The organism is Nocardioides sp. OK12 (genome assembly GCF_024341885.1).
Taxonomy (GTDB): Bacteria; Actinomycetota; Actinomycetes; order Propionibacteriales; family Nocardioidaceae; genus Nocardioides; species Nocardioides marinisabuli.
The window spans coordinates 101,707-119,659 of sequence record NZ_BNET01000003.1; the positions used below are offsets into that span (position 1 = coordinate 101,707).

The window sequence follows — 17,953 nt, forward strand, 5'->3', positions numbered from 1 at the left end:
CCGGTGACAGACGGCCCCCTCATCGTCCAGTCGGACAAGACGCTCCTGCTCGAGATCGACCACGAGCGCGCGCAGGACTGCCGCAAGGCGATCGCGCCGTTCGCCGAGCTCGAGCGCTCCCCCGAGCACATGCACACCTACCGGCTCACGCCGCTGGGGCTGTGGAACGCGCGCGCCGCGGGCCACGACGCCGAGCAGGTCGTCGACACGCTGCTGGAGTTCAGCCGCTACGCGGTCCCGCACTCGCTGCTGGTCGACGTCGCCGAGACGATGGCGCGCTACGGGCGGCTGCGGCTCGAGAAGCACCCCACCCACGGGCTGACCCTGGCCACCACCGACCGCCCGGTGCTCGAGGAGGTCCTGCGCGCCAAGAAGGTGCAGGGGATGATCGGGGAGCGCATCGACGCCGACACCGTGGTCGTGCACGCCTCCGAGCGCGGCAACCTCAAGCAGGCGCTGCTCAAGATCGGCTGGCCGGCCGAGGACTACGCCGGGTACGTCGACGGCGAGGCGCACCCCATCGAGCTCGACGAGAGCGGCTGGACCCTGCGCGACTACCAGCGCGACGCCGCCGAGTCGTTCTGGCACGGCGGCTCGGGGGTCGTGGTGCTGCCCTGCGGCGCCGGCAAGACCCTGGTCGGCGCCTCGGCCATGGCGCACGCGAAGGCCACCACGCTGATCCTGGTCACCAACACCGTCTCCGCGCGCCAGTGGAAGGACGAGCTGGTGCGCCGCACCTCGCTGACCGAGGACGAGATCGGCGAGTACAGCGGCGCGGTCAAGGAGGTGCGCCCGGTGACGATCGCGACGTACCAGGTGCTGACGATGAAGCGGAAGGGCGTCTACCCGCACCTCGAGCTGCTCGACGCCCGCGACTGGGGCCTCATCGTCTACGACGAGGTGCACCTGCTGCCCGCGCCGATCTTCCGGATGACCGCCGACCTGCAGGCGCGGCGCCGGATCGGGCTGACCGCGACGCTGGTGCGCGAGGACGGCCGTGAGGGCGACGTCTTCTCCCTGATCGGGCCCAAGCGCTACGACGCGCCCTGGAAGGACATCGAGTCGCAGGGCTGGATCGCTCCCGCCGACTGCGTCGAGGTGCGGGTCACGCTGCCCGACAGCGAGCGCCTGGTCTACGCGACCTCCGAGCCCGAGGAGCGCTACCGGATCGCCTCCTGCACCCACCGCAAGACCGAGGTGGTGCGCGAGCTGGTCGAGCGCCACGGCGACCAGCCGACCCTGGTGATCGGGCAGTACCTCGAGCAGCTCGACGAGCTCGCCGCCGCCCTCGACGCCCCCGTCATCAAGGGCGAGACGTCGGTCAAGGAGCGACAGCGGCTCTTCGACGCCTTCCGCTCCGGCGAGGAGCGGCTGCTGGTGGTCTCCAAGGTCGCGAACTTCTCCATCGACCTGCCCGACGCCGAGGTGGCGATCCAGGTCTCGGGGTCCTTCGGGTCGCGCCAGGAGGAGGCCCAGCGGCTGGGCCGGCTGCTGCGCCCGGGCCACGACGGCAAGGTGGCGCGCTTCTACACGGTGGTCTCGCGCGACACCGTGGACGCCGAGTTCGCCCAGAACCGCCAGCGGTTCCTGGCCGAGCAGGGCTACGCCTACCGCATCGTCGACGCCGAGGACATCGCCGACCTGGCCATGTGAGGCGCGCCGCGCGGCGTCGCCTGTCCACGCCCGCGGCCACGAGTCGGCGTACGCCGCGGTTGTCTCTAGGCTGGACGGCGTGAAGGCGCTGCTGCTGGAGAACATCCACCCCCTGGCCGTCGAGATCCTCGAGGGCCGAGGTTTCGAGGTCGAGCTGCTCACGCACTCGATGAGCGAGGACGAGCTGGTCGAGGCCCTGCCGGGCGTGAGCCTGCTCGGCATCCGCTCCAACACCAACGTCACCGCGCGCGTGCTCGACGCCGCGCCCGACCTGCTGGCGGTCGGCTGCTTCTGCATCGGCACCAACCAGGTCGACCTGGTCGGCGCCGCCGAGCGGGGGGTCGCGGTCTTCAACGCGCCGTTCTCCAACACCCGCAGCGTCGTCGAGCTCGTCATCGGCGAGATCATCGTGCTCGCGCGCCGCCTGGCCGAGAAGACCGAGAAGATGCACGCCGGCATCTGGGACAAGTCGGCCCAGGGCAGCCACGAGATCCGGGGCCGCACGCTCGGCATCGTCGGCTACGGCAACATCGGCACCCAGCTGTCGAACCTGGCCGAGGCGATGGGGCTGCGGGTCATCTTCTTCGACACCGCCGACCGCCTCGCCCACGGCAACGCGCAGCGGATGAAGACCCTCGACGAGCTGCTCGAGAAGGCCGACGTCGTCTCGCTGCACGTCGACGGGCGCCCCGGCAACGCGGGCCTCTTCGGGGCCGAGCAGTTCGCGAAGATGAAGCCGCGCTCGCTGTTCATCAACGCCGCGCGCGGCATGGTCGTCGACACCGAGTCGCTGCGCGAGCACATCCTCTCGGGCCACATCGCCGGCGCCGCCATGGACGTCTTCCCGATCGAGCCGAAGGCCCAGGGCGACCCGTTCGAGTCGCCGCTGCGCGGTCTCGACAACGTCATCCTGACCCCCCACGTGGGCGGGTCGACCCAGGAGGCGCAGGAGGAGATCGGCTACTTCGTGGCCAACAAGCTCGCCGGCTTCGCCCTCGAGGGCCGCACCGAGCTCTCCGTCGACCTGCCGACGGTCAGCGCCCCGGCGCTGCAGACCGGGCACCGCCTGGGCTACCTGCACGACAACGTCCCCGGCGTGCTCGCCGCGGTCAACCAGCTGATCGCCGAGGCCGGCGCCAACGTCGTGGGCCAGTACCTCGCCACCACCGGCGAGCTCGGCTACGTCGTCACCGACTCCACCGAGGCGATCCCCGCCGAGGTCGTCGCGGCCCTGGCCGCCAACGAGCACTGCCGATGGGTGCGCACCTGGGACGTCTGACGTCCCTCGGGCCGGTTCGGGCCGGGTCGGCGCGAGATCTGCGCCGGGTCGGCGCGAGATCTGCGCCGGGTCGGGTGAGGGCGCGGTCCGTAGGCTCGGTGCATGACCGCCAGCGCGACGACCGCACCCCGGCGCGGGGTGCGCGCCTCGCTGCCGGCCGCCCGCAGCTCGCTCGACGGGGTGCGTGAGCGGCTCGGCTCGGCGCTGTTCGCGCGGGTCGCGGGCCCCGACGGGCCGCGCCAGCGCGACCGCATCCACGGCCGCCCGGGGCCCCGCTGGTTCGCCCCCGACAGCGCGATCGCGCAGGTGCACGGCGACGCCTCGATGTTCGTCGGCGGCATCCGCGCCCTGCTGCTGCAGACCCTGCACCCCGCCGCTATGCGCGGGGTCGCCGAGCACAGCGACTACCGCACCGACATGTGGGGCCGGCTGGCCAGCACCAGCACCTACCTGGCGGTGACGACCTTCGGCCACGCCGACGACGCCCAGGCCGCGGTCGACGCGGTGCGCCGCATCCACGAGCGGATCCGCGGCACCATGCCCGACGGGACGGCGTACGCCGCCTCCGACCCGCACCTGCTCGGCTGGGTGCACGCCGCCCAGGTCGACTCCTTCCTGCTGGCCCACCAGACCTACGGGGCGCGCCCGCTCGACCAGGCCCGCCGCGACGAGTACGTCGCCCAGGCCGGCGAGGTCGCGGCCCGGCTCGGCGTCCTCGACCCGCCGCGGACCGAGGCGGCCCTGCGCGAGGTGCTGGCGTCGTACCGCCCGGAGCTGCGCGGCAGCCCCGAGGCCCGCGAGGCCGTGGGCTTCCTGCTGCTCAGGCCGCCGCTGCCGGTGCTCGCGCGGGCGCCCTACCTGGTGCTGGTGGCCGCGGCGGTCGGGCTGATGCCGCGGTGGACGCGCGGTCCGCTGCGGCTGCCGTGGCTGCCGGTCTCGGAGCGCACGGTCGTGCGGGCCCTCGGGTCGCTGGCCACCGGCACGATCCGCTGGGCGATGAGCGCCCAGGGGCCCGCCTCCTCCTCAGCGGCCGCGACCGGCGCCTGAGGCCAGCCCGGCCAGGTCGGCCACCCAGCGCTCGACGTCGCGGTCGCCGGTGAGCCGCACGACCGGCAGGTCGGGGCGCTCTCGACGTGCCCACGGCACCAGGTCGCGGCGGTACTTGTGGCGGTGCACCCACTGGTAGCGCACCACGTGCTCGGGGTCTGTGAACAGGTGGTGCAGCGGCCCCTCGACGTTGCCGTTCCACAGCACCTCGCGGCGCACGCGCCGGCGCACGGTGCGCCGCACCAGCCGCGCGAGCACCAGCGGGTAGGGCTGGTCGAGCCAGACGAGCAGGTCGGCGCGGGCCGCCAGCAGCGGCCGGGCGGAGCCGTACTGCCACTCGGTGACCCAGCCCTCGGAGCCGGCCAGGGCCCTGACGTCGTCGAGGAACTCCGGGCGCGGCACCCAGCCGGGGCCGTGGTGCAGCGCGTCGATCTCGGTGTGGGGCACGTCGAGGACGCCCGCCAGGCGACGGGCCAGGGTCGTCTTGCCCGCCCCGCTCAGCCCCGCGACCAGCACCCGACGGGGCAGCGCGGGGGCGTCGGCGTCGAGCACCCGGGGAGGATACGGGGTTTCTTGAGCGAGTCCTTGCGAGAACTTGAGCCTGGCCCGAGGTGGCGGTGCCACAGTGGTCGCACCACCCCTCCCCCGCGACCCGAGGACTCACCATGGCGCCCCTCCAGCGACCACACCCGCAGCGACCGCTGCTCGTAGCCGTCGTGGCGGCACTGGTCGTCCCGCTCCTGCTCGGGGCCGGGGCCGCCCCCGCCGTCGCGGCCGACCCCGCCCCCACCCTGCAGCCGGGTGTGGCCGCCCAGGAGCGCCAGGCCCGCCAGGAGGCCAGGCAGTCGCCCACCACCGCCGAGCGCACCACCAAGGTCCGCGGCAGCATCAAGGCCGCCGACAAGGGCGTGAAGTACCGGGTGCGCTGGTTCACCAAGGACTGGACCTACATCGACGAGCGCAAGGTCACCGGCGGCATCTACTCGCTGAGCCTGCAGCCGGGCACCTACTACCTGCAGTTCGTCGACCTGCGCCCGGCGTACAACGTCACGAAGTACGCCCCCACCGACATCAAGGTGAAGGTCGGCGACACGTCAGTGCAGAAGAACGTGCGGATGAAGCGCGGCGCCGCGATCACCGGGACCGTGCGCGCCGGCGGCAAGGTCGCCGGCGGCGCCGAGGTGGTCGCCGCCAACGCCGCCGAGCAGTCCTACCGGGTCACGGCCAACAAGCGCGGCCAGTTCGCGCTGGGCGGTCTGCCGGCCGGCAGCTACTCGGTCTTCACCTACGACCGCAAGAAGGCCTACGTCGGGCGCTCGACCTACCTGGCGGGCATGAAGCTGGGCCAGGTCCGCAACACCCCGATCACCCTGGGCACCCGGGCGGGGCGGCTGCTGGTCGACCTGCGCACCAGGGACGGCAAGGTCAAGGAGAAGGTGTTCGTGACGGCCGTCAGCAAGGCCACCGGGCAGTTCTGGACCGTCAAGGCACGGGGCGGCGAGGCGATCTTCTCCGGGCTCTTCCCCGGCAAGTACCGCATGGTCGCCCCCGGCGTCGGCAGCTTCCTGCCCCAGAGCGGCGCCATCAAGGGGGCGATGGTGAGGTCCGGCAAGGACGACCTGGCCAGCACCTTCACCTGGACCAAGCGCGGGGCGACCATCAGCGGCGCCGTCGTCGACGAGGAGCACCCCGACGCGCCCATGGAGGACGTGGAGGTGCTCGCCTTCGACCAGTCCGGCGCGCGGATCGGCTCGGCCACCACCGGCGCGGACGGCCTCTTCACGATCACCGGAGCGATCACCACCCAGCAGGGCATCACCGTGAAGATCCAGCCCGGCGGCGCCAACCCGCCGTACCTGCAGGGCACCTACTACTGCAAGTACGGCACCGCGAGCCAGGGTGGCGTCTCGGTCCGCACCGGGGAGGACACCGTCCTGGGCATCCTGGCGCTGCCCCAGCTGCCGACCGCCCAGCAGGACAACCGGTCCAACTGCGGTCCCGACGCCACCGCGCCACGTCAGGCGGACGCCCGACGATGAGCCCCGCCCCCGCCGGCACCGGCATCGCGCTGCGCCTCGTGCGCGCGCGGCCGTGCGTCGCGCGGGTGCGGTGGTGGGGCCCCGACGGGCGGCTCGGGGGCGACAAGCGGGTGCACGACGCCACAGCCCTGGTCACGGTGCCCGCCGGCACCTGGCTCCTCGACGTCGAGGACGACCGCTCCTCGCACGACCCCTCGCGGCTGGCCCCGGCCCGCCTCGAGGTGCAGGTGCGCGACGGCTGGCGCACCGCGGCCCAGGCGCACCTGCTGCCCGGTGCGGTGCTCACCGGCAGCGTCCGCACCGCCCAGGACACCCGCGCCCGCTGGGCCGAGGTCGAGGCGAGCGGCCCCGGCGGCACGCTGGTGCGCACCCGCACCGACGGGCTCGGCGTCTTCACCCTGGCGGGGCTCGGCGCCGGCTCCGACGTGCTGGTCTCGGCGCGCAGCCGCTGGCACCAGGCCACGCCCGTGCTGGCGCGGCCCACCCGCCCCGCCGGTCCCCGGCTGGTGCTGCGGCTGGCCCAGCCGCTGCTGGGCGCCTCACGTCCCGGCGGCACCGACCCCGTGGTCGGCGGCGCGCTGCGCGGGGTGGTCCTCGACGCCGACGGCGAGCGGGCGTCGTACGCCGCGGTGGTGGAGCTGCGCGACGCGCGCGGGTCGCTGCTGGCGCGCACCCGCACCGACCGCGGGGGCCGGTTCGTGGTCGGCGGCGACCTGCCGGCCGCCGCGGGCCTGACCGTCGTGGTGAAGTCCGGCCCGGGCGACGTCGTGGTCGACCGGGTGCACCTGCGCGGGCTCGCGGTGGGCGCCGGTCAGCTCGTCGACCTCGGGACGGTGCGGATGACCCGCGCCGCGCGGCGCCCGCGCCCCGCGCGCGCCAGCCTGCCGCGCGCCACCGCGGCCGCGCTGCGGCTGCCCAGCACGCGGGTGTGAGCCGGCTGGGTCAGCCGACGCTCATGTCGGTGTCGGACCAGAAGGCACGCATGGTGGTGATGCGCCCCTCGTCGTCGAAGGTCATCACGTCGATGGGCGCGAGGGTGAAGGTGCCGCCGTCGGTGATGGTGCGGACCTCGAACAGGAAGGCGGCCTCGCCCGCCGCGATGCGGCAGTCGATGAGCCGGGTCTCCTGCTGCAGGCCCTCGAGCGTGCCGTAGAACGCGGCGATCTCCTCACGCGTGGTCCGCACCGCCGACCCGACCGGGTCCTCCACGGTGGCGCCCTCCGCGAAGAGGTCCACGATCTCGGCGGCGGTGCCCCCGGCGATCAGGGACACGTAGGCCTCCACGACCTCACGGATCCGCTCGTTGCTCGCTGCCACGTCCACTCCTCGTACGTCGTCGGGGCCCGGCCAGAACACGTTCCAGTTCCGGGGGTGTGCGGCGAGAGTAGCGTGCGCAGGGCCCGGCGCGTTTCAATGGCCGGGCCGGTGCTGCCGGCAGCACCGTCCGTCGATCGAGGAACCGTCTCCCGCATGCTGCACGACCCCCGGCCCTGGTGGCCCCTGACCGATGCCGACGACCTGCGCGAGGAGCTCGTGGCGGCCTACGCCTCGCCCCAGCGCGGCTACCACGACGTGCAGCACCTGGTGGAGGTGCTGACCCGCCTCGACGAGCTCGGCGAGCACGGCGCGGTGGTGCGGCACCTGCCGGTCGTGCTGGCCGCCTGGTTCCACGACGCGGTCTACGACGGCGAGCGCGACGCCGAGGAGCGCTCGGCCGCCTGGGCCGAGGACGCGCTCACCGGCCGGGTCGAGCCCGACCTGGTCGAGGAGGTGGTGCGGCTCGTGCGGCTCACCGAGACCCACACCCCCGAGCCCGACGACACCCTGGGCTGCCTGCTCTCCGACGCCGACCTGGCCATCCTCGCCGCGCCGCAGGAGCGCTACGACGAGTACGTCGCCGCGGTGCGCGCGGAGTTCGCCCACCTCGACGACGCGACGTTCGCCGAGGGGCGGGCCCAGGTGCTGCTCGGCCTGGCGCAGAAGCCGACCCTCTTCCACACCGCCTACGCCCGGGAGCGCTGGGAGGACGACGCCCGAGCGAACCTGGGGGCCGAGCTCGAGCGGCTGGGCGTCCAGGACGTGCCGGGGCGCCGGGTCTCCTGACCGCACGCGAGATCCGTGCCGGGTCGGCGCGAGATCCGCGCCGGGTCGGCGCGAGATTCAGGCCGGGTCGCGCTTGCGGCGGCGCAGCCCGGCGGCGACCAGGCGGGCCACCAGCTCGCGGCTGCTGACCGGTGAGGCGCCGGCGGCGACCACGGCGTCGTACCACTCCGCCGGCACGTCGTAGTGGTCGCGGTCGAAGCCGCGCTCGGGGATCTCCAGGCCGCGCGCGAAGGCGTGCAGCTCGTCGTAGGAGGTGTCGCTGGCCAGGTGCGACCAGAGCCGCCCGTGCCCGGCCGCGTTGGGCGGGTCGATGAGGATGCCCACACCGCCACCCTACGAGGAGCCACGAGGAGGCCCACGGGCTCCGGCGCGACGGCGCCTTGCCCCGGGGGGACAATGGGGGGCGTGGACAACGCACTGCTCTTCGATGCCCGGTCCCGGGTGCTGGCCGACCTCCAGGCGCGGGGGCACGCGACCCCGGGTGCGGTCTCGGCGCTCGAGGACGCCGTCTCCTCACGCACCTGGTGGGCCGAGCAGTGGCCCGAGGGGGTCGTGTACGTCGCCGGGCTGGTCGCCCAGGACGTGCAGGACGCGCTGCTGGAGCAGGTGGGCCGCTGGCCGCTGTGCCTGGGCTGCACCGAGGGGCCCGAGCACGCGCTCTACATCCACCCCGACCTCGGGGGGCCCGACCCGACGTGGGTCTGCGAGGAGTCCGGGACGCCGGTCGCGGCGCTGGGGACGCTCAGCAGTCCTGGCCCAGCTGGACCCACAGCGTGAAGCGGTCGGCGCGGTAGACGGTGCGCGAGACCTCGACGACCTTGTCCTCGCACAGGGCGCGCCGCGAGTGGCGCAGCACCACGCTGGACGGCTCGACCTCGAGCAGCCCCGCCTCCTCGGTGGTGGCCTTGTCGGCGTTGATGGAGTCCTCGGCCCAGGTCGGGCGCAGCCCGCGGGCGTCGAGGGAGTCGTAGAGGCTGGTGGGCATCCCCTGCTGGAGGAACCCCGGCAGCAGCACCTCGTTGAGGTAGGCGTCCTCCAGGCACATCGGCACGCCGTCGGCGCGCCGCAGCCGGCGCCAGTGGATGACCGCGTCGCCCTCGGTCAGCGACAGCGCGCGGGCCACGCCCGGTCCGGCCTGCTCGCGCCGCGCGAGCAGCGTCTGCGACTCCGCCAGCATCCCGCGGCGGGTCATCTCCTCGGTGTAGCCGGTGATCCTGCTCGCGGTGCGGCGCGGGCGGGCCACGAAGGTGCCCCGGCCGGGGATGCGCTCGAGCAGACCCTCGCCCACCAGCGCGTCCATCGCCTGGCGCACCGTCATCCGGGCCACGCCGAAACGCTGCACCAGCTCGCGCTCCGAGGGCGCCGGGGAGCCCGGCGCGCTGCCCGCCACCAGGCCGCGCACGTACTCGCGCACCTGCACGTGCTTGAGCGCACGTCCCACAGGAGCCATCACGTCGTCCACGCCAGGCAGACTAGACAGGTCCCGGCCCGCGCGTCCGCGCTTTGCGGGGATTGAGCCCCGACGGGACACGCCCGACCGATGTCGAACACGCGTTCGAGGTGCGGCGTAGGATACCCCCATGGACTTCCAGACCACGCTGTTCGCGGCACCGGCCGGCGGGGTGCCCGCGCTGGTGGACGCCCTGGCCGGCACCGAGCGCCACCACCTCGACCACGGCGCGTGGGTCGACGTGCGCCGCTCCTGGCTGCCCGAGGCCGACGAGGTGATGCGCGCCCTCGTCGAGGAGGTGCCCTGGCGCGCCGAGCGGCGCCAGATGTACGACCGGCTCGTCGACGTGCCGCGGCTGCTGCACACCTACATGATCGGCGAGGAGCTCCCCCACCCCGTCCTCACCCAGGCCCGCGAGGCGCTCAGCGAGCACTACCTGCCCGAGCTCGGCGAGCCCTTCCGCACCGCCGGGTGCTGCTACTACCGCGACGGGCGCGACTCGGTGGCCTGGCACGGCGACACCATCGGCCGGGGCAGCACCCACGACACGATGGTCGCGATCGTCTCGGTCGGCGACCCGCGCAAGCTGCACCTGCGCCCGCGAGGCGGGGGCGAGAGCCGGGTCTTCGAGACCGGGCACGGCGACCTGCTCGTGATGGGTGGCAGCTGCCAGCGCACCTGGGAGCACGCGGTGCCCAAGGTCGCCCACGCCGGCCCGAGGCTCTCGGTGCAGTTCCGGCCGTTCAACGTCTTCTAGGGGTATGGCGCCCGGGGCGCGAGGGGCGTTCAATGGAAGGAGCCAGGGCGCCGCTCGGGGCGCCTGCGAACCGGAGGTACCCCCATGACCCGCCACGACGACCCCGGCGCCGGCGAGACCGGCCGGCACCGCCAGCACCACGACCGACCGCCCGCCGACCACGTGCGCGGCGACCATCCCGTCGGGGCCAGCACCGACCCGTCGATGGGCTTCGGCACCTCCCCGGAGGACCGGCTGCACCTGCCCGAGACGCCGCTCGACGCCGGCAGCCGCACCGGCAGCACGCTGTGGCTGGTGCTCACGCTCGCCCTGGTGGCGGCGCTGGTGGCCGCACTGGTCATCGCCCTGCTGTGAGCCGACCCCCGTGCGGCCGATCGGTCGCACGGGGGTCGGTGGGGCTCGGTCGTGGTCGCGGCCCTCAGCGGCGGCGGTGCGTCACCCACCACACCAGCAGGACAGCGAGCAGCCCGGCGCCGACCTTCGGGCCGTAGCTGCGCAGCAGCACCGGCAGCACGGTGGAGCCGAGGTCGAGCGCCTCGTCACCGCCGCCCGCCTGCGCGGCCGCGGCCGGTGCCGGCCGGTGCTCGCCCGGCCTCGTGGAGGCCGGCGGCGGCTCGGGGGCACCGGGGTCCGCCCCCATGTGCTTCCCGGGCGGCGCCGGGGCCGCGGGCGGCGGCTCGGCCGGCGCCTCGGGCGCCTCGGGCGCGGTCAGGCGCTGCTCGAGACAGCTCACGAACTGGCCCAGCAGCTTGTCGGAGACGTCCTGCATCACCCCCCGCCCGAACTGGGCCGGCTTGCCGGTGATGGCCAGGTCGGTCACCACCTCGACGTCGGTGCGGTCGGCGCCGGCGGCGCTCATCGAGAGCGTCACCTTCGCCCCCGCGGTGCCGTTGCCGCGCTTGTCCTTGCCCTTGGCGTCGACCACGTAGCGGTGGGCCGCGTCGTCCTTCTCCACGAAGGTGCCCGAGCCGGTGTAGAGCAGCGCGATCGGGCCGAGCTTGACCTTGACCGTGCCCTTGAACGTGTCGTCCTCCACCCCGGTCACGGTGGCTCCAGGGAAGCACTCGGCCAGGGCGCCGATGTCCTGGAAGTGCTCCCAGGTCTCCTCGACGCCGAGGGGGACGCTGAACTCGTGGCGGAGATCCACTACGCCCCCGCAGCCGCGAGCACCGCTCGCCGGGTCAGCACCGTCGCCAGGTGGCGGCGGTAGTCGGCGTCGCCGTTGAGGTCGGAGGGCGGGGTGCAGCCCTCGGCGGCCCGGGAGGCCGCCTCGCGCACCGCGTCCTCGGTGGCCGGCTGGCCCCGCAGCGCCTCCTCGACCGCGCGCGCCCGCAGCGGCGTGGAGCCCATGTTGGTCAGGCCCACGCGCGCCTCGGTGATGGTGCCGCCCTCCGCCTTGACCGCGGCGGCGACCGCCACGATCGGCCACTGGTGGGCCACGCGCACGAACTTCTCGTAGTGCGCCCCCCAGCCGGTGTGCTTGGGCAGCCGGACCTCGGTGAGCAGCTCGTCCTCACCGATGGCGGTCTCGAAGAGGTCGACGAAGAAGTCGTCGGCCTCCACGGTGCGCGTGGTCCCGCCCTGCCCGGCGATCACGAACTGCGCCCCCAGGGCCAGGGCGGGGGCGCCCAGGTCGCCGGCGGGGTCGGCGTGGGCCAGCGCCCCGCCGAAGGTGCCGCGGTGGCGGATCTGGGCGTCGGCCAGGTGCTCCACGGCGCGCGAGACCAACCCGGCGTGCTCGGCCACCAGCGGGTCGGAGGCGACCACGCTGTGCGGGGTCATCGCGCCCACGGCGATGGCGTCGCCGTCGTCGCGGACCCCGCGCAGCGCCTCGATGCGCCCGAGGTCGATGACCATCTCGGGGGCGTTGAGGCGCATCCGCAGCACCGGCAGCAGGCTCTGCCCGCCGGCCAGCACCTTGGCGTCGTCACCGTGCTCGGCGAGCGCGGCGAGCGCCTCCTCCACCGAGGTGGGGGCCAGGTAGTCGAACGGTGCGGGGATCACAGCGCGCCTCCGGTGGTGCGGTCGACGGTGCCGTCCATGCCCGTCGAGGGGTCGAAGTGCGGGGCCGCCGCACCGGTGGTGGGGTCGCTGCCGCCCGCGTCGCGGGCGTGCACCGCCTTCCAGACGCGCTCGGGGGTGCAGGGCATCTGGATGTCCTCGACACCGAGGTGGCGCACGGCGTCGACGACGGCGTTGACCACGGCCGGGGTCGAGGCGATGGTGCCGGCCTCGCCGACCCCCTTGGTGCCCAGCGTGTTGGTGATCGAGGGCGAGGAGGTGTGGTCGATCTCGAAGGAGATCGTGTCGGCCGCGGTGGGCAGCAGGTAGTCGGTGAACGACCCGGAGACCAGGGTCCCCGCGTCGTCGTACACCGCCTCCTCCCACAGCGCCTGGGCGATGCCCTGCACCAGGCCGCCGTGCACCTGCCCCGACACGATGAGCGGGTTGATGATGGTGCCGATGTCGTCGACGCAGACGTACTTGCGCATCGTGACCTGGCCGGTCTCGGTGTCGACCTCCATCGCGCACAGGTGGGTGCCGTGCGGGTAGTTGAAGTTCACCGGGTCGTAGGTGGCGTCGGAGTCGAGCTGCGGCTCGATGCCCTCGGGGTAGTCGTGGGCGGTGAAGACCGCGGTGGAGACCTCGGCGATGCCCACCCCCTGGTCGGTGCCGCGCACCGAGAACCGGCCGCCGGAGAACTCCAGGTCGTCGACGGAGGCCTCCAGCAGGTGGGCCGCGATCGGCCTGGCCTTCTCGATCACCTTGTCGGCCGCGCGCACCAGCGCCTCGCCGCCGACGACCAGCGAGCGCGAGCCGTAGGTGTCGAGGCCGCGCTGGGCCACCTGGGTGTCGCCGTGCAGGACCTCGACGTCCTCGAAGGGCACCCCGAGCCGGTCGGCGACGATCTGGCTGAAGGCCGTCTCGTGGCCCTGGCCGTGCGCGGAGGCACCGGTGGTGACCTCCACCTTGCCGGTGGCCAGCATCCGCACGCTGGCGTGCTCCCAGCCGCCGGCGCCGTAGTTGAGCTGGCCCAGCACCCGCGACGGCGCCAGGCCGCACATCTCGGTGAAGGTCGAGACGCCGATCCCGAGCTGCACCGGGTCGCCCGCCTCGCGGCGGCGCTGCTGCTCGGCGCGCAGCTCGTCGTAGCCGAACATCTCCTTGGCGCGCGCCGTGGCGGCCTCGTAGTTGCCGGTGTCGTACTCCAGCCCGGCGACGGTGGTGAAGGGGAACTCCTCGTGGCGGATCCAGTTCTTCTCCCGCAGCTCCAGCGGGTCCATGTCGAGCTCGGCGGCCAGCTCGGTCATCAGCCGCTCGATCGCGAAGGTCGCCTCGGGCCGTCCGGCGCCGCGGTAGGCGTCGGTCCAGGTCTTGTTCGTCAGCACCGTCTGGCAGTTGAACTGGTAGGACGGGAACTTGTAGATCGCGTTGAACATGAACGCGCCCAGCACCGGCACGCCGCCTCCGACCAGCGAGACGTGGGAGCCGAGGTCGGCGAGCAGCTCGACCTTGAGCCCGGTGACGCTGCCGTCCTTCTCGGCGGCCAGGGTCAGCTTCTGCCACTGGTCACGGCCGTGGTGGGCGACCATCAGCGACTCGCTGCGGGTCTCGGTGTACTTCACCGGCTTGCCCAGGCGCCGGGAGATCGCGAAGACCAGCCACTCCTCGGGCGTGGTCTGCAGCTTGCCGCCGAAGCCGCCACCCACGTCGGGGGCGATGACGCGGATCTTCGACTCGGGCACCCCGGTCGTGGCGGCCAGGGCGAAGCGCAGGATGTGCGGGATCTGGGTCGCCGACCACATGGTGACCTGCTCGCCGGTCGGGTCGACGACCACCGAGCGCGGCTCCATGAAGGCGGGGATCAGCCGCTGCTGGCGGTACTCGCGCTCGATCACCACGCCGCTCTCGCGGGCCTTGGCGATAGCCTCGTCGACGTCGCCGCCGGTGCCCGCCTCGGCGGAGTCGAACTTCCAGAACGCCGACTTGTTGGTGCCGAGGTCGGGGTGGGCCAGGACCTCGTCGCGCGCGGCGGCCTTGAGGTCGACGGCGGCCGGCAGCTCGTCGTACTCGACGTCGACGAGCTCGGCGGCGTCGCGGGCCTCCGCGGCGCTGCGGGCCACGACCACCGCCACGATCTCGCCGGCGAAGCTGACCCGGTCGCTCGGCATCGGCGGGTGGGCGGGCGCGACCTGGTCGGGCGTGATCGCCCAGGCGTTGATCAGGGTGCCCTGGCTCTCGCCGAGGTCGGCCCCGGTCAGCACGGCGACCACGTTGGGCGCCGACTCGGCCTCGCTCTTGTCGATCGAGGTGATGGTGGCGTGCGCGAAGGGGCTGCGCACCATCGCGAGGTGCAGCATGCCGGGCAGCACGATGTTGTCGGTCCAGCGGGTGCGGCCGGTGATCAGGCGCTGGTCCTCCTTGCGCCTGCGGTCGCGCCCGATCTCCTTGGCGGCCTCGGCGCCGCGCTCCTGGGTGGCGGTCACGACGTCGCCCCCTGCCCCGCGCCCTGGCCCGCGGCGTGCTGCACGGCCTTGACGATGTTGTGGTAGCCGGTGCAGCGGCACAGGTTGCCCTCGAGACCCAGCCGGATCTCCTCCTCGCTGGGCTGCGGGTTCTCCTCCAGCAGCGCCACGCTCTGCATGATCATGCCGGGCGTGCAGAAGCCGCACTGCAGGCCGTGGCACTCGCGGAAGGCCTCCTGCACCGGGTGCAGCTCCTCGCCGTCGTCCAGGCCCTCGATGGTGGTCACCTCGGCACCGTCGGCCTGCACGGCCAGGACGTTGCAGGACTTCACGCTCGTCCCGTCGAGGTGCACGGTGCAGGCGCCGCAGTTGCTGGTGTCGCAGCCGATGACGGTGCCGGTCTTGCCGAGGCGCTCGCGCAGGTACTGCACCAGCAGCATCCGCGGCTCGACGTCGTCGGCGACCCTGGCGCCGTCGACGGTGAGGTTGATCCGGGTCATGGACTCTCCCTTGGTGAGGTCGCTCGCTGGGGTCGCACCGGTGCGCCGCGGACGGCGGGGTGTGACCCGGCTCACGCTAGGAGGGTCCGGTTGGCCGCCGGTTGGTCAGCGGTTGGCAGCGGCCAGGCGGCCCTTGAGCAGCGCCGCGACCGGGTGCGCCAGGGTCCCCGGGGCGGCCAGGCAGGCCTCGACGACCTCGGTGTCGTACGGCGCCAGCTCGCTGTAGCGCGCGACGGCCTCGGGCTCGGGACGGGCCAGCAGCGCCTCGCGCACCGCGACGGCGACGTACTCGCCCATCTCCTGCAGGGCCGGCGAGTCGGTGCCCGGCAGCAGGTCGCCGCCGTAGGCCTCGACGGCCGCGCCGACGTGGCCGCGGCGCAGCAGCGAGAGCACGTGGTCGACGTCGGTGTGCACGGGCATCTGCAGCCGGTAGGGCCGCGAGGACAGCTGGCCGCCCAGGGCGTGGCGCAGGTGCGAGACCTCCGCCTTGAGCGTCGAGAACGTCACCGCGTGGTCGCCGTAGACCATGGCGTGCAGCTGCTCGAGCGAGAGCCCCTGGGGGTGCAGCGCGAGCAGCGCCAGGATCTCGCTCTGGCGGCGGTTGAGCAGCAGCCGCTGGCCGTCGAAGCGGGTCTCGGCCTGCCCCAGCAGGGTCAGCACCAGCCCGGGGTCGCCGGTCTCCTCGGGGGCTTCGGGCAGCGGGTGGGCGCTGGCGGGCAGCGCCTGCTCGATCAGGCGCGCCATCACCCGGGCCGTGGCCAGCCCGATGGGGTGGGTGCGGTCCCAGGTGGTGGAGAGGTCGAGCACGCCCAGCTGCACCCCGGTGGCGGGGTCGCGCACGGGCGCGGCCCAGCAGACCCAGCTGTGCACGATCGAGGCGTAGTGCTCGGCGCTGAAGACCATCGAGGGCGTGCCGTGGCGGTTGGCCAGGTCGAGGGCGTTGGTGCCGACCGACTCGTCGTCCCAGCGGCCGCCGGGCACGAAGTTGACCTGCTCGGCCTTGCGCCGCATCACGCGGCCGCCGTACGTCCACAGCACCCGGGTCTGCGGGTCGGTCACCGCGATCACCAGGTCGCCGTCCTCGGCGGTGCGGCGCAGGTCGCTCTCGACCCGCTCGACCGCGGTCTGCAGCGGCGAGCCCGACCAGATCGAGGCCGTCTCGGACTCGTCTGCCAGCGGCGCCTCGCGCACGTCGGGCGAGACCCGGGCACCGGACCGGGCCCAGCTGCTGAGGATCTCGGGGCGCACCGCGCTCTGCGCACCCTCCCCGTCGACGAACGAGGTCCAGGCGCGCACCGCGTCGACGCGCCGGGTGTGCAGCTCGGAGCTGGCGGAGCCCATGGCGGCACGCTAGCACCGTGGCGGTGACCTGGCTCACAGGCTCTTTGCCCGGCCGGCGCCGGCTCAGCCGTCGAGGTGGCGGCGCAGGAACGCGACCGTGCGGCGCATCGAGTCCTCGAAGCGCGGACCGAAGGCGTGGCCCTCGCCCTCGTAGGTCAGCAGGCTGCTCGACGCCCCGGCGGCGCGCAGCGCGTCGTGGGTGCGCCGCGACCACACCGGCGGGCAGGTGTCGTCGGCGGTGCCGTGGTGGATCTGCACCGGCACCTCGACCCGGTCGAAGTAGGTGCGCGACGACAGCCCGCGGTAGAAGCCGGGGCGCTCCTGCGGGGTGCCGAAGCGGTCGTAGAACGCCGCGGCGCCCTCGGGCCGGCTGACCTCGGTGAACTGGCGCAGGTTGTCGACGAACAGCGAGCTGACCGGGGCGTGCACGACCGCCGCGTCGACCAGGTCGGGCACCGCGACCAGCGCGTTGTAGGTGACCCCGCCGCCCATGGAGCGCCCCATCATGGCGAGCCGGTCGGCGTCGACGTACGGCTCGCGCTCCAGCGCCCGCACCGCCCCGATCGCGTCGCGGGTGTAGACCAGCCGGGTCTCGCGCCCCACGGCGCTGACCGGGTCGGAGCCGGCGTGGCCGCGGTAGTCGGTGTGCAGCACCACGAACCCGTTGCTGGCCAGCCACTCCTGCTCGCGGCTCATCCCGCGCCCCAGGGTGTAGATCGCCGGGTCGATGTAGCCGTGGTTGAGCACCACCGCCGGGAACGGCCCCTGCCCCGTCGGCACCAGCAGCTCGCCCGAGACCGTCGCGCCGTCGACGGTGTAGGTCACCGCGTAGCCGGTCCACCGGTCGGTGCCGGCCAGGCGCTGGGTGCGCACGATCGGCCCGCCCCGCACGTCCTCGCGCATCAGCGCCGGCAGCGACGGGCGGGCGGTGACCGGCGGCGGCTCCTCCGGCGTGATCCGCGCCCCCGGTGCGGTCTCGGCCGGTGGCTCGGTGGGTGGCTCGGTGTCCGGCTGGGTGGGTGGCTCGGTGGGTGGCTCGGTGGGTGGCTGGGTCGCCGACGCCGTCGGGGACGCCGCGGGCGACGCGGTCGGCGACGGGCTGCCGGTGCAGGCACCCAGCGCGAGCACGAGCGTCACGGCCAGCGCGCCGGCGACGGCGTACGACGGGGGGCGGTGGGGCTGCACGGGTGCTCCTCCTCGGCTCGACCTGCCCCCCACTCTCTCCCCTGCCGCCAAGCCGGGGGGGCCGAAGTTTCATCGGGTACCCGATGGAACTGGCGGCACCAGGCTGAACCTTCAGTCGGGTGCCGCGAGTTTC

General features: G+C 73.9%; 19 protein-coding genes. 9 read left to right on the forward strand and 10 right to left on the reverse strand.

Annotation, left to right across the window (positions count from 1 at the left end; genetic code table 11):
* The first annotated feature begins 3 nt into the window (after positions 1 to 3).
* The 3 genes from OCU29_RS07755 to OCU29_RS07765 all read left to right on the forward strand — a co-directional run bounded on the left by OCU29_RS07755 (position 4) and on the right by OCU29_RS07765 (position 3,979).
* On the forward strand, positions 4 to 1,653 hold the full coding sequence (locus OCU29_RS07755) for a DNA repair helicase XPB (protein WP_261819447.1): 1,650 nt from the start codon (positions 4 to 6) through the stop codon (positions 1,651 to 1,653).
* 79 nt (positions 1,654 to 1,732) lie between these two features.
* Positions 1,733 to 2,932 (forward strand): phosphoglycerate dehydrogenase, encoded by a 1,200-nt coding sequence (serA, locus tag OCU29_RS07760; protein WP_179614263.1) that lies wholly within the window; start codon positions 1,733 to 1,735, stop codon positions 2,930 to 2,932.
* A gap of 102 nt (positions 2,933 to 3,034) precedes the next feature.
* The gene (locus tag OCU29_RS07765; RefSeq protein WP_261819448.1) at positions 3,035 to 3,979 is read left to right on the forward strand and encodes an oxygenase MpaB family protein; all 945 of its coding nucleotides are present in this window, start codon (positions 3,035 to 3,037) and stop codon (positions 3,977 to 3,979) included.
* On the opposite strand, the gene OCU29_RS07770 is transcribed toward OCU29_RS07765, so the two are convergent.
* Positions 3,956 to 4,531 (reverse strand): AAA family ATPase, encoded by a 576-nt coding sequence (locus OCU29_RS07770; protein WP_261819449.1) that lies wholly within the window; start codon positions 4,529 to 4,531, stop codon positions 3,956 to 3,958. The genes OCU29_RS07765 and OCU29_RS07770 overlap by 24 nt on opposite strands.
* Positions 4,532 to 4,644: 113 nt before the next feature.
* Here OCU29_RS07770 and OCU29_RS07775 point away from each other — a divergent pair, with 113 nt between their 5' ends.
* Both OCU29_RS07775 and OCU29_RS07780 read left to right on the forward strand, forming a co-directional pair.
* Positions 4,645 to 6,018, forward strand: coding sequence for a carboxypeptidase-like regulatory domain-containing protein (locus OCU29_RS07775; RefSeq protein ID WP_261819450.1), 1,374 nt, complete (start codon positions 4,645 to 4,647; stop codon positions 6,016 to 6,018).
* Positions 6,015 to 6,950, forward strand: coding sequence for a hypothetical protein (locus OCU29_RS07780; protein WP_261819451.1), 936 nt, complete (start codon positions 6,015 to 6,017; stop codon positions 6,948 to 6,950). The genes OCU29_RS07775 and OCU29_RS07780 overlap by 4 nt, the downstream gene beginning before the upstream one ends.
* Positions 6,951 to 6,960: 10 nt before the next feature.
* Here the strand turns inward: OCU29_RS07780 and OCU29_RS07785 are convergent, their stop codons facing one another.
* Positions 6,961 to 7,335 carry a nuclear transport factor 2 family protein gene (locus OCU29_RS07785; RefSeq protein WP_179614268.1) on the reverse strand — a complete coding sequence of 125 codons (375 nt, stop codon included), beginning with the start codon at positions 7,333 to 7,335 and terminating at the stop codon, positions 6,961 to 6,963.
* Positions 7,336 to 7,488: 153 nt separating this feature from the next.
* Here OCU29_RS07785 and OCU29_RS07790 point away from each other — a divergent pair, with 153 nt between their 5' ends.
* Complete coding sequence (locus OCU29_RS07790; protein WP_179614269.1) at positions 7,489 to 8,121, forward strand: hypothetical protein; 633 nt, start codon at positions 7,489 to 7,491, stop codon at positions 8,119 to 8,121.
* Between the two features lie 57 nt (positions 8,122 to 8,178).
* Here the strand turns inward: OCU29_RS07790 and OCU29_RS07795 are convergent, their stop codons facing one another.
* Entirely contained in the window at positions 8,179 to 8,445 is a 267-nt protein-coding gene (locus OCU29_RS07795) for a DUF4031 domain-containing protein (protein WP_179614270.1), read from the reverse strand.
* Positions 8,446 to 8,517: 72 nt separating this feature from the next.
* On the opposite strand from OCU29_RS07795, the gene OCU29_RS07800 reads away from it, so the two are divergent.
* Positions 8,518 to 8,898 carry a hypothetical protein gene (locus OCU29_RS07800; RefSeq protein ID WP_179614271.1) on the forward strand — a complete coding sequence of 127 codons (381 nt, stop codon included), beginning with the start codon at positions 8,518 to 8,520 and terminating at the stop codon, positions 8,896 to 8,898.
* Here OCU29_RS07800 and OCU29_RS07805 read toward each other — a convergent pair.
* On the reverse strand, positions 8,864 to 9,583 hold the full coding sequence (locus OCU29_RS07805; RefSeq protein ID WP_258017088.1) for a GntR family transcriptional regulator: 720 nt from the start codon (positions 9,581 to 9,583) through the stop codon (positions 8,864 to 8,866). The genes OCU29_RS07800 and OCU29_RS07805 overlap by 35 nt on opposite strands.
* Before the next feature lie 118 nt (positions 9,584 to 9,701).
* Between OCU29_RS07805 and OCU29_RS07810 the strand changes: the two genes are divergently transcribed.
* Positions 9,702 to 10,328: an alpha-ketoglutarate-dependent dioxygenase AlkB gene (locus tag OCU29_RS07810; protein ID WP_261819452.1), complete on the forward strand. Its 627-nt coding sequence runs from the start codon at positions 9,702 to 9,704 to the stop codon at positions 10,326 to 10,328.
* Positions 10,329 to 10,412: 84 nt separating this feature from the next.
* On the forward strand, positions 10,413 to 10,682 hold the full coding sequence (locus OCU29_RS07815) for a hypothetical protein (protein WP_179614274.1): 270 nt from the start codon (positions 10,413 to 10,415) through the stop codon (positions 10,680 to 10,682).
* Positions 10,683 to 10,746: 64 nt separating this feature from the next.
* Here OCU29_RS07815 and OCU29_RS07820 read toward each other — a convergent pair whose 3' ends face one another.
* The 6 genes from OCU29_RS07820 to OCU29_RS07845 form a co-directional block, all read right to left on the reverse strand.
* Complete coding sequence (locus tag OCU29_RS07820) at positions 10,747 to 11,475, reverse strand: SRPBCC family protein (RefSeq protein ID WP_261819453.1); 729 nt, start codon at positions 11,473 to 11,475, stop codon at positions 10,747 to 10,749.
* Positions 11,475 to 12,332 (reverse strand): xanthine dehydrogenase family protein subunit M, encoded by an 858-nt coding sequence (locus tag OCU29_RS07825; RefSeq protein WP_261819454.1) that lies wholly within the window; start codon positions 12,330 to 12,332, stop codon positions 11,475 to 11,477. The genes OCU29_RS07820 and OCU29_RS07825 overlap by 1 nt, the downstream gene beginning before the upstream one ends.
* The gene (locus OCU29_RS07830) at positions 12,329 to 14,815 is read right to left on the reverse strand and encodes a xanthine dehydrogenase family protein molybdopterin-binding subunit (RefSeq protein WP_261819455.1); all 2,487 of its coding nucleotides are present in this window, start codon (positions 14,813 to 14,815) and stop codon (positions 12,329 to 12,331) included. Before OCU29_RS07830 ends, OCU29_RS07825 begins: the two co-directional genes overlap by 4 nt.
* Complete coding sequence (locus tag OCU29_RS07835; RefSeq protein WP_261819456.1) at positions 14,812 to 15,294, reverse strand: (2Fe-2S)-binding protein; 483 nt, start codon at positions 15,292 to 15,294, stop codon at positions 14,812 to 14,814. Before OCU29_RS07835 ends, OCU29_RS07830 begins: the two co-directional genes overlap by 4 nt.
* Before the next feature lie 105 nt (positions 15,295 to 15,399).
* Positions 15,400 to 16,635: a helix-turn-helix domain-containing protein gene (locus OCU29_RS07840; RefSeq protein ID WP_179614279.1), complete on the reverse strand. Its 1,236-nt coding sequence runs from the start codon at positions 16,633 to 16,635 to the stop codon at positions 15,400 to 15,402.
* A 63-nt stretch (positions 16,636 to 16,698) separates the two neighbouring features.
* Positions 16,699 to 17,820, reverse strand: a complete 1,122-nt coding sequence (locus tag OCU29_RS07845) for a S9 family peptidase (RefSeq protein ID WP_261819457.1) — start codon at positions 17,818 to 17,820, stop codon at positions 16,699 to 16,701.
* Positions 17,821 to 17,953 lie beyond the last annotated feature (133 nt).

Excerpts from the sequence above, each read along its gene's own strand:
- OCU29_RS07815 (WP_179614274.1), top strand. The coding sequence starts at position 10,413 with ATGACCCGCCACGACGACCCCGGCGCCGGCGAGACCGGCCGGCACCGC.
- OCU29_RS07765 (WP_261819448.1), top strand. The coding sequence starts at position 3,035 with ATGACCGCCAGCGCGACGACCGCACCCCGGCGCGGGGTGCGCGCCTCG.
- OCU29_RS07810 (WP_261819452.1), top strand. The coding sequence starts at position 9,702 with ATGGACTTCCAGACCACGCTGTTCGCGGCACCGGCCGGCGGGGTGCCC.
- OCU29_RS07840 (WP_179614279.1), bottom strand. The coding sequence starts at position 16,635 with ATGGGCTCCGCCAGCTCCGAGCTGCACACCCGGCGCGTCGACGCGGTG.
- OCU29_RS07790 (WP_179614269.1), top strand. The coding sequence starts at position 7,489 with ATGCTGCACGACCCCCGGCCCTGGTGGCCCCTGACCGATGCCGACGAC.
- OCU29_RS07780 (WP_261819451.1), top strand. The coding sequence starts at position 6,015 with ATGAGCCCCGCCCCCGCCGGCACCGGCATCGCGCTGCGCCTCGTGCGC.
- OCU29_RS07775 (WP_261819450.1), top strand. The coding sequence starts at position 4,645 with ATGGCGCCCCTCCAGCGACCACACCCGCAGCGACCGCTGCTCGTAGCC.
- OCU29_RS07800 (WP_179614271.1), top strand. The coding sequence starts at position 8,518 with ATGGGGGGCGTGGACAACGCACTGCTCTTCGATGCCCGGTCCCGGGTG.
- OCU29_RS07835 (WP_261819456.1), bottom strand. The coding sequence starts at position 15,294 with ATGACCCGGATCAACCTCACCGTCGACGGCGCCAGGGTCGCCGACGAC.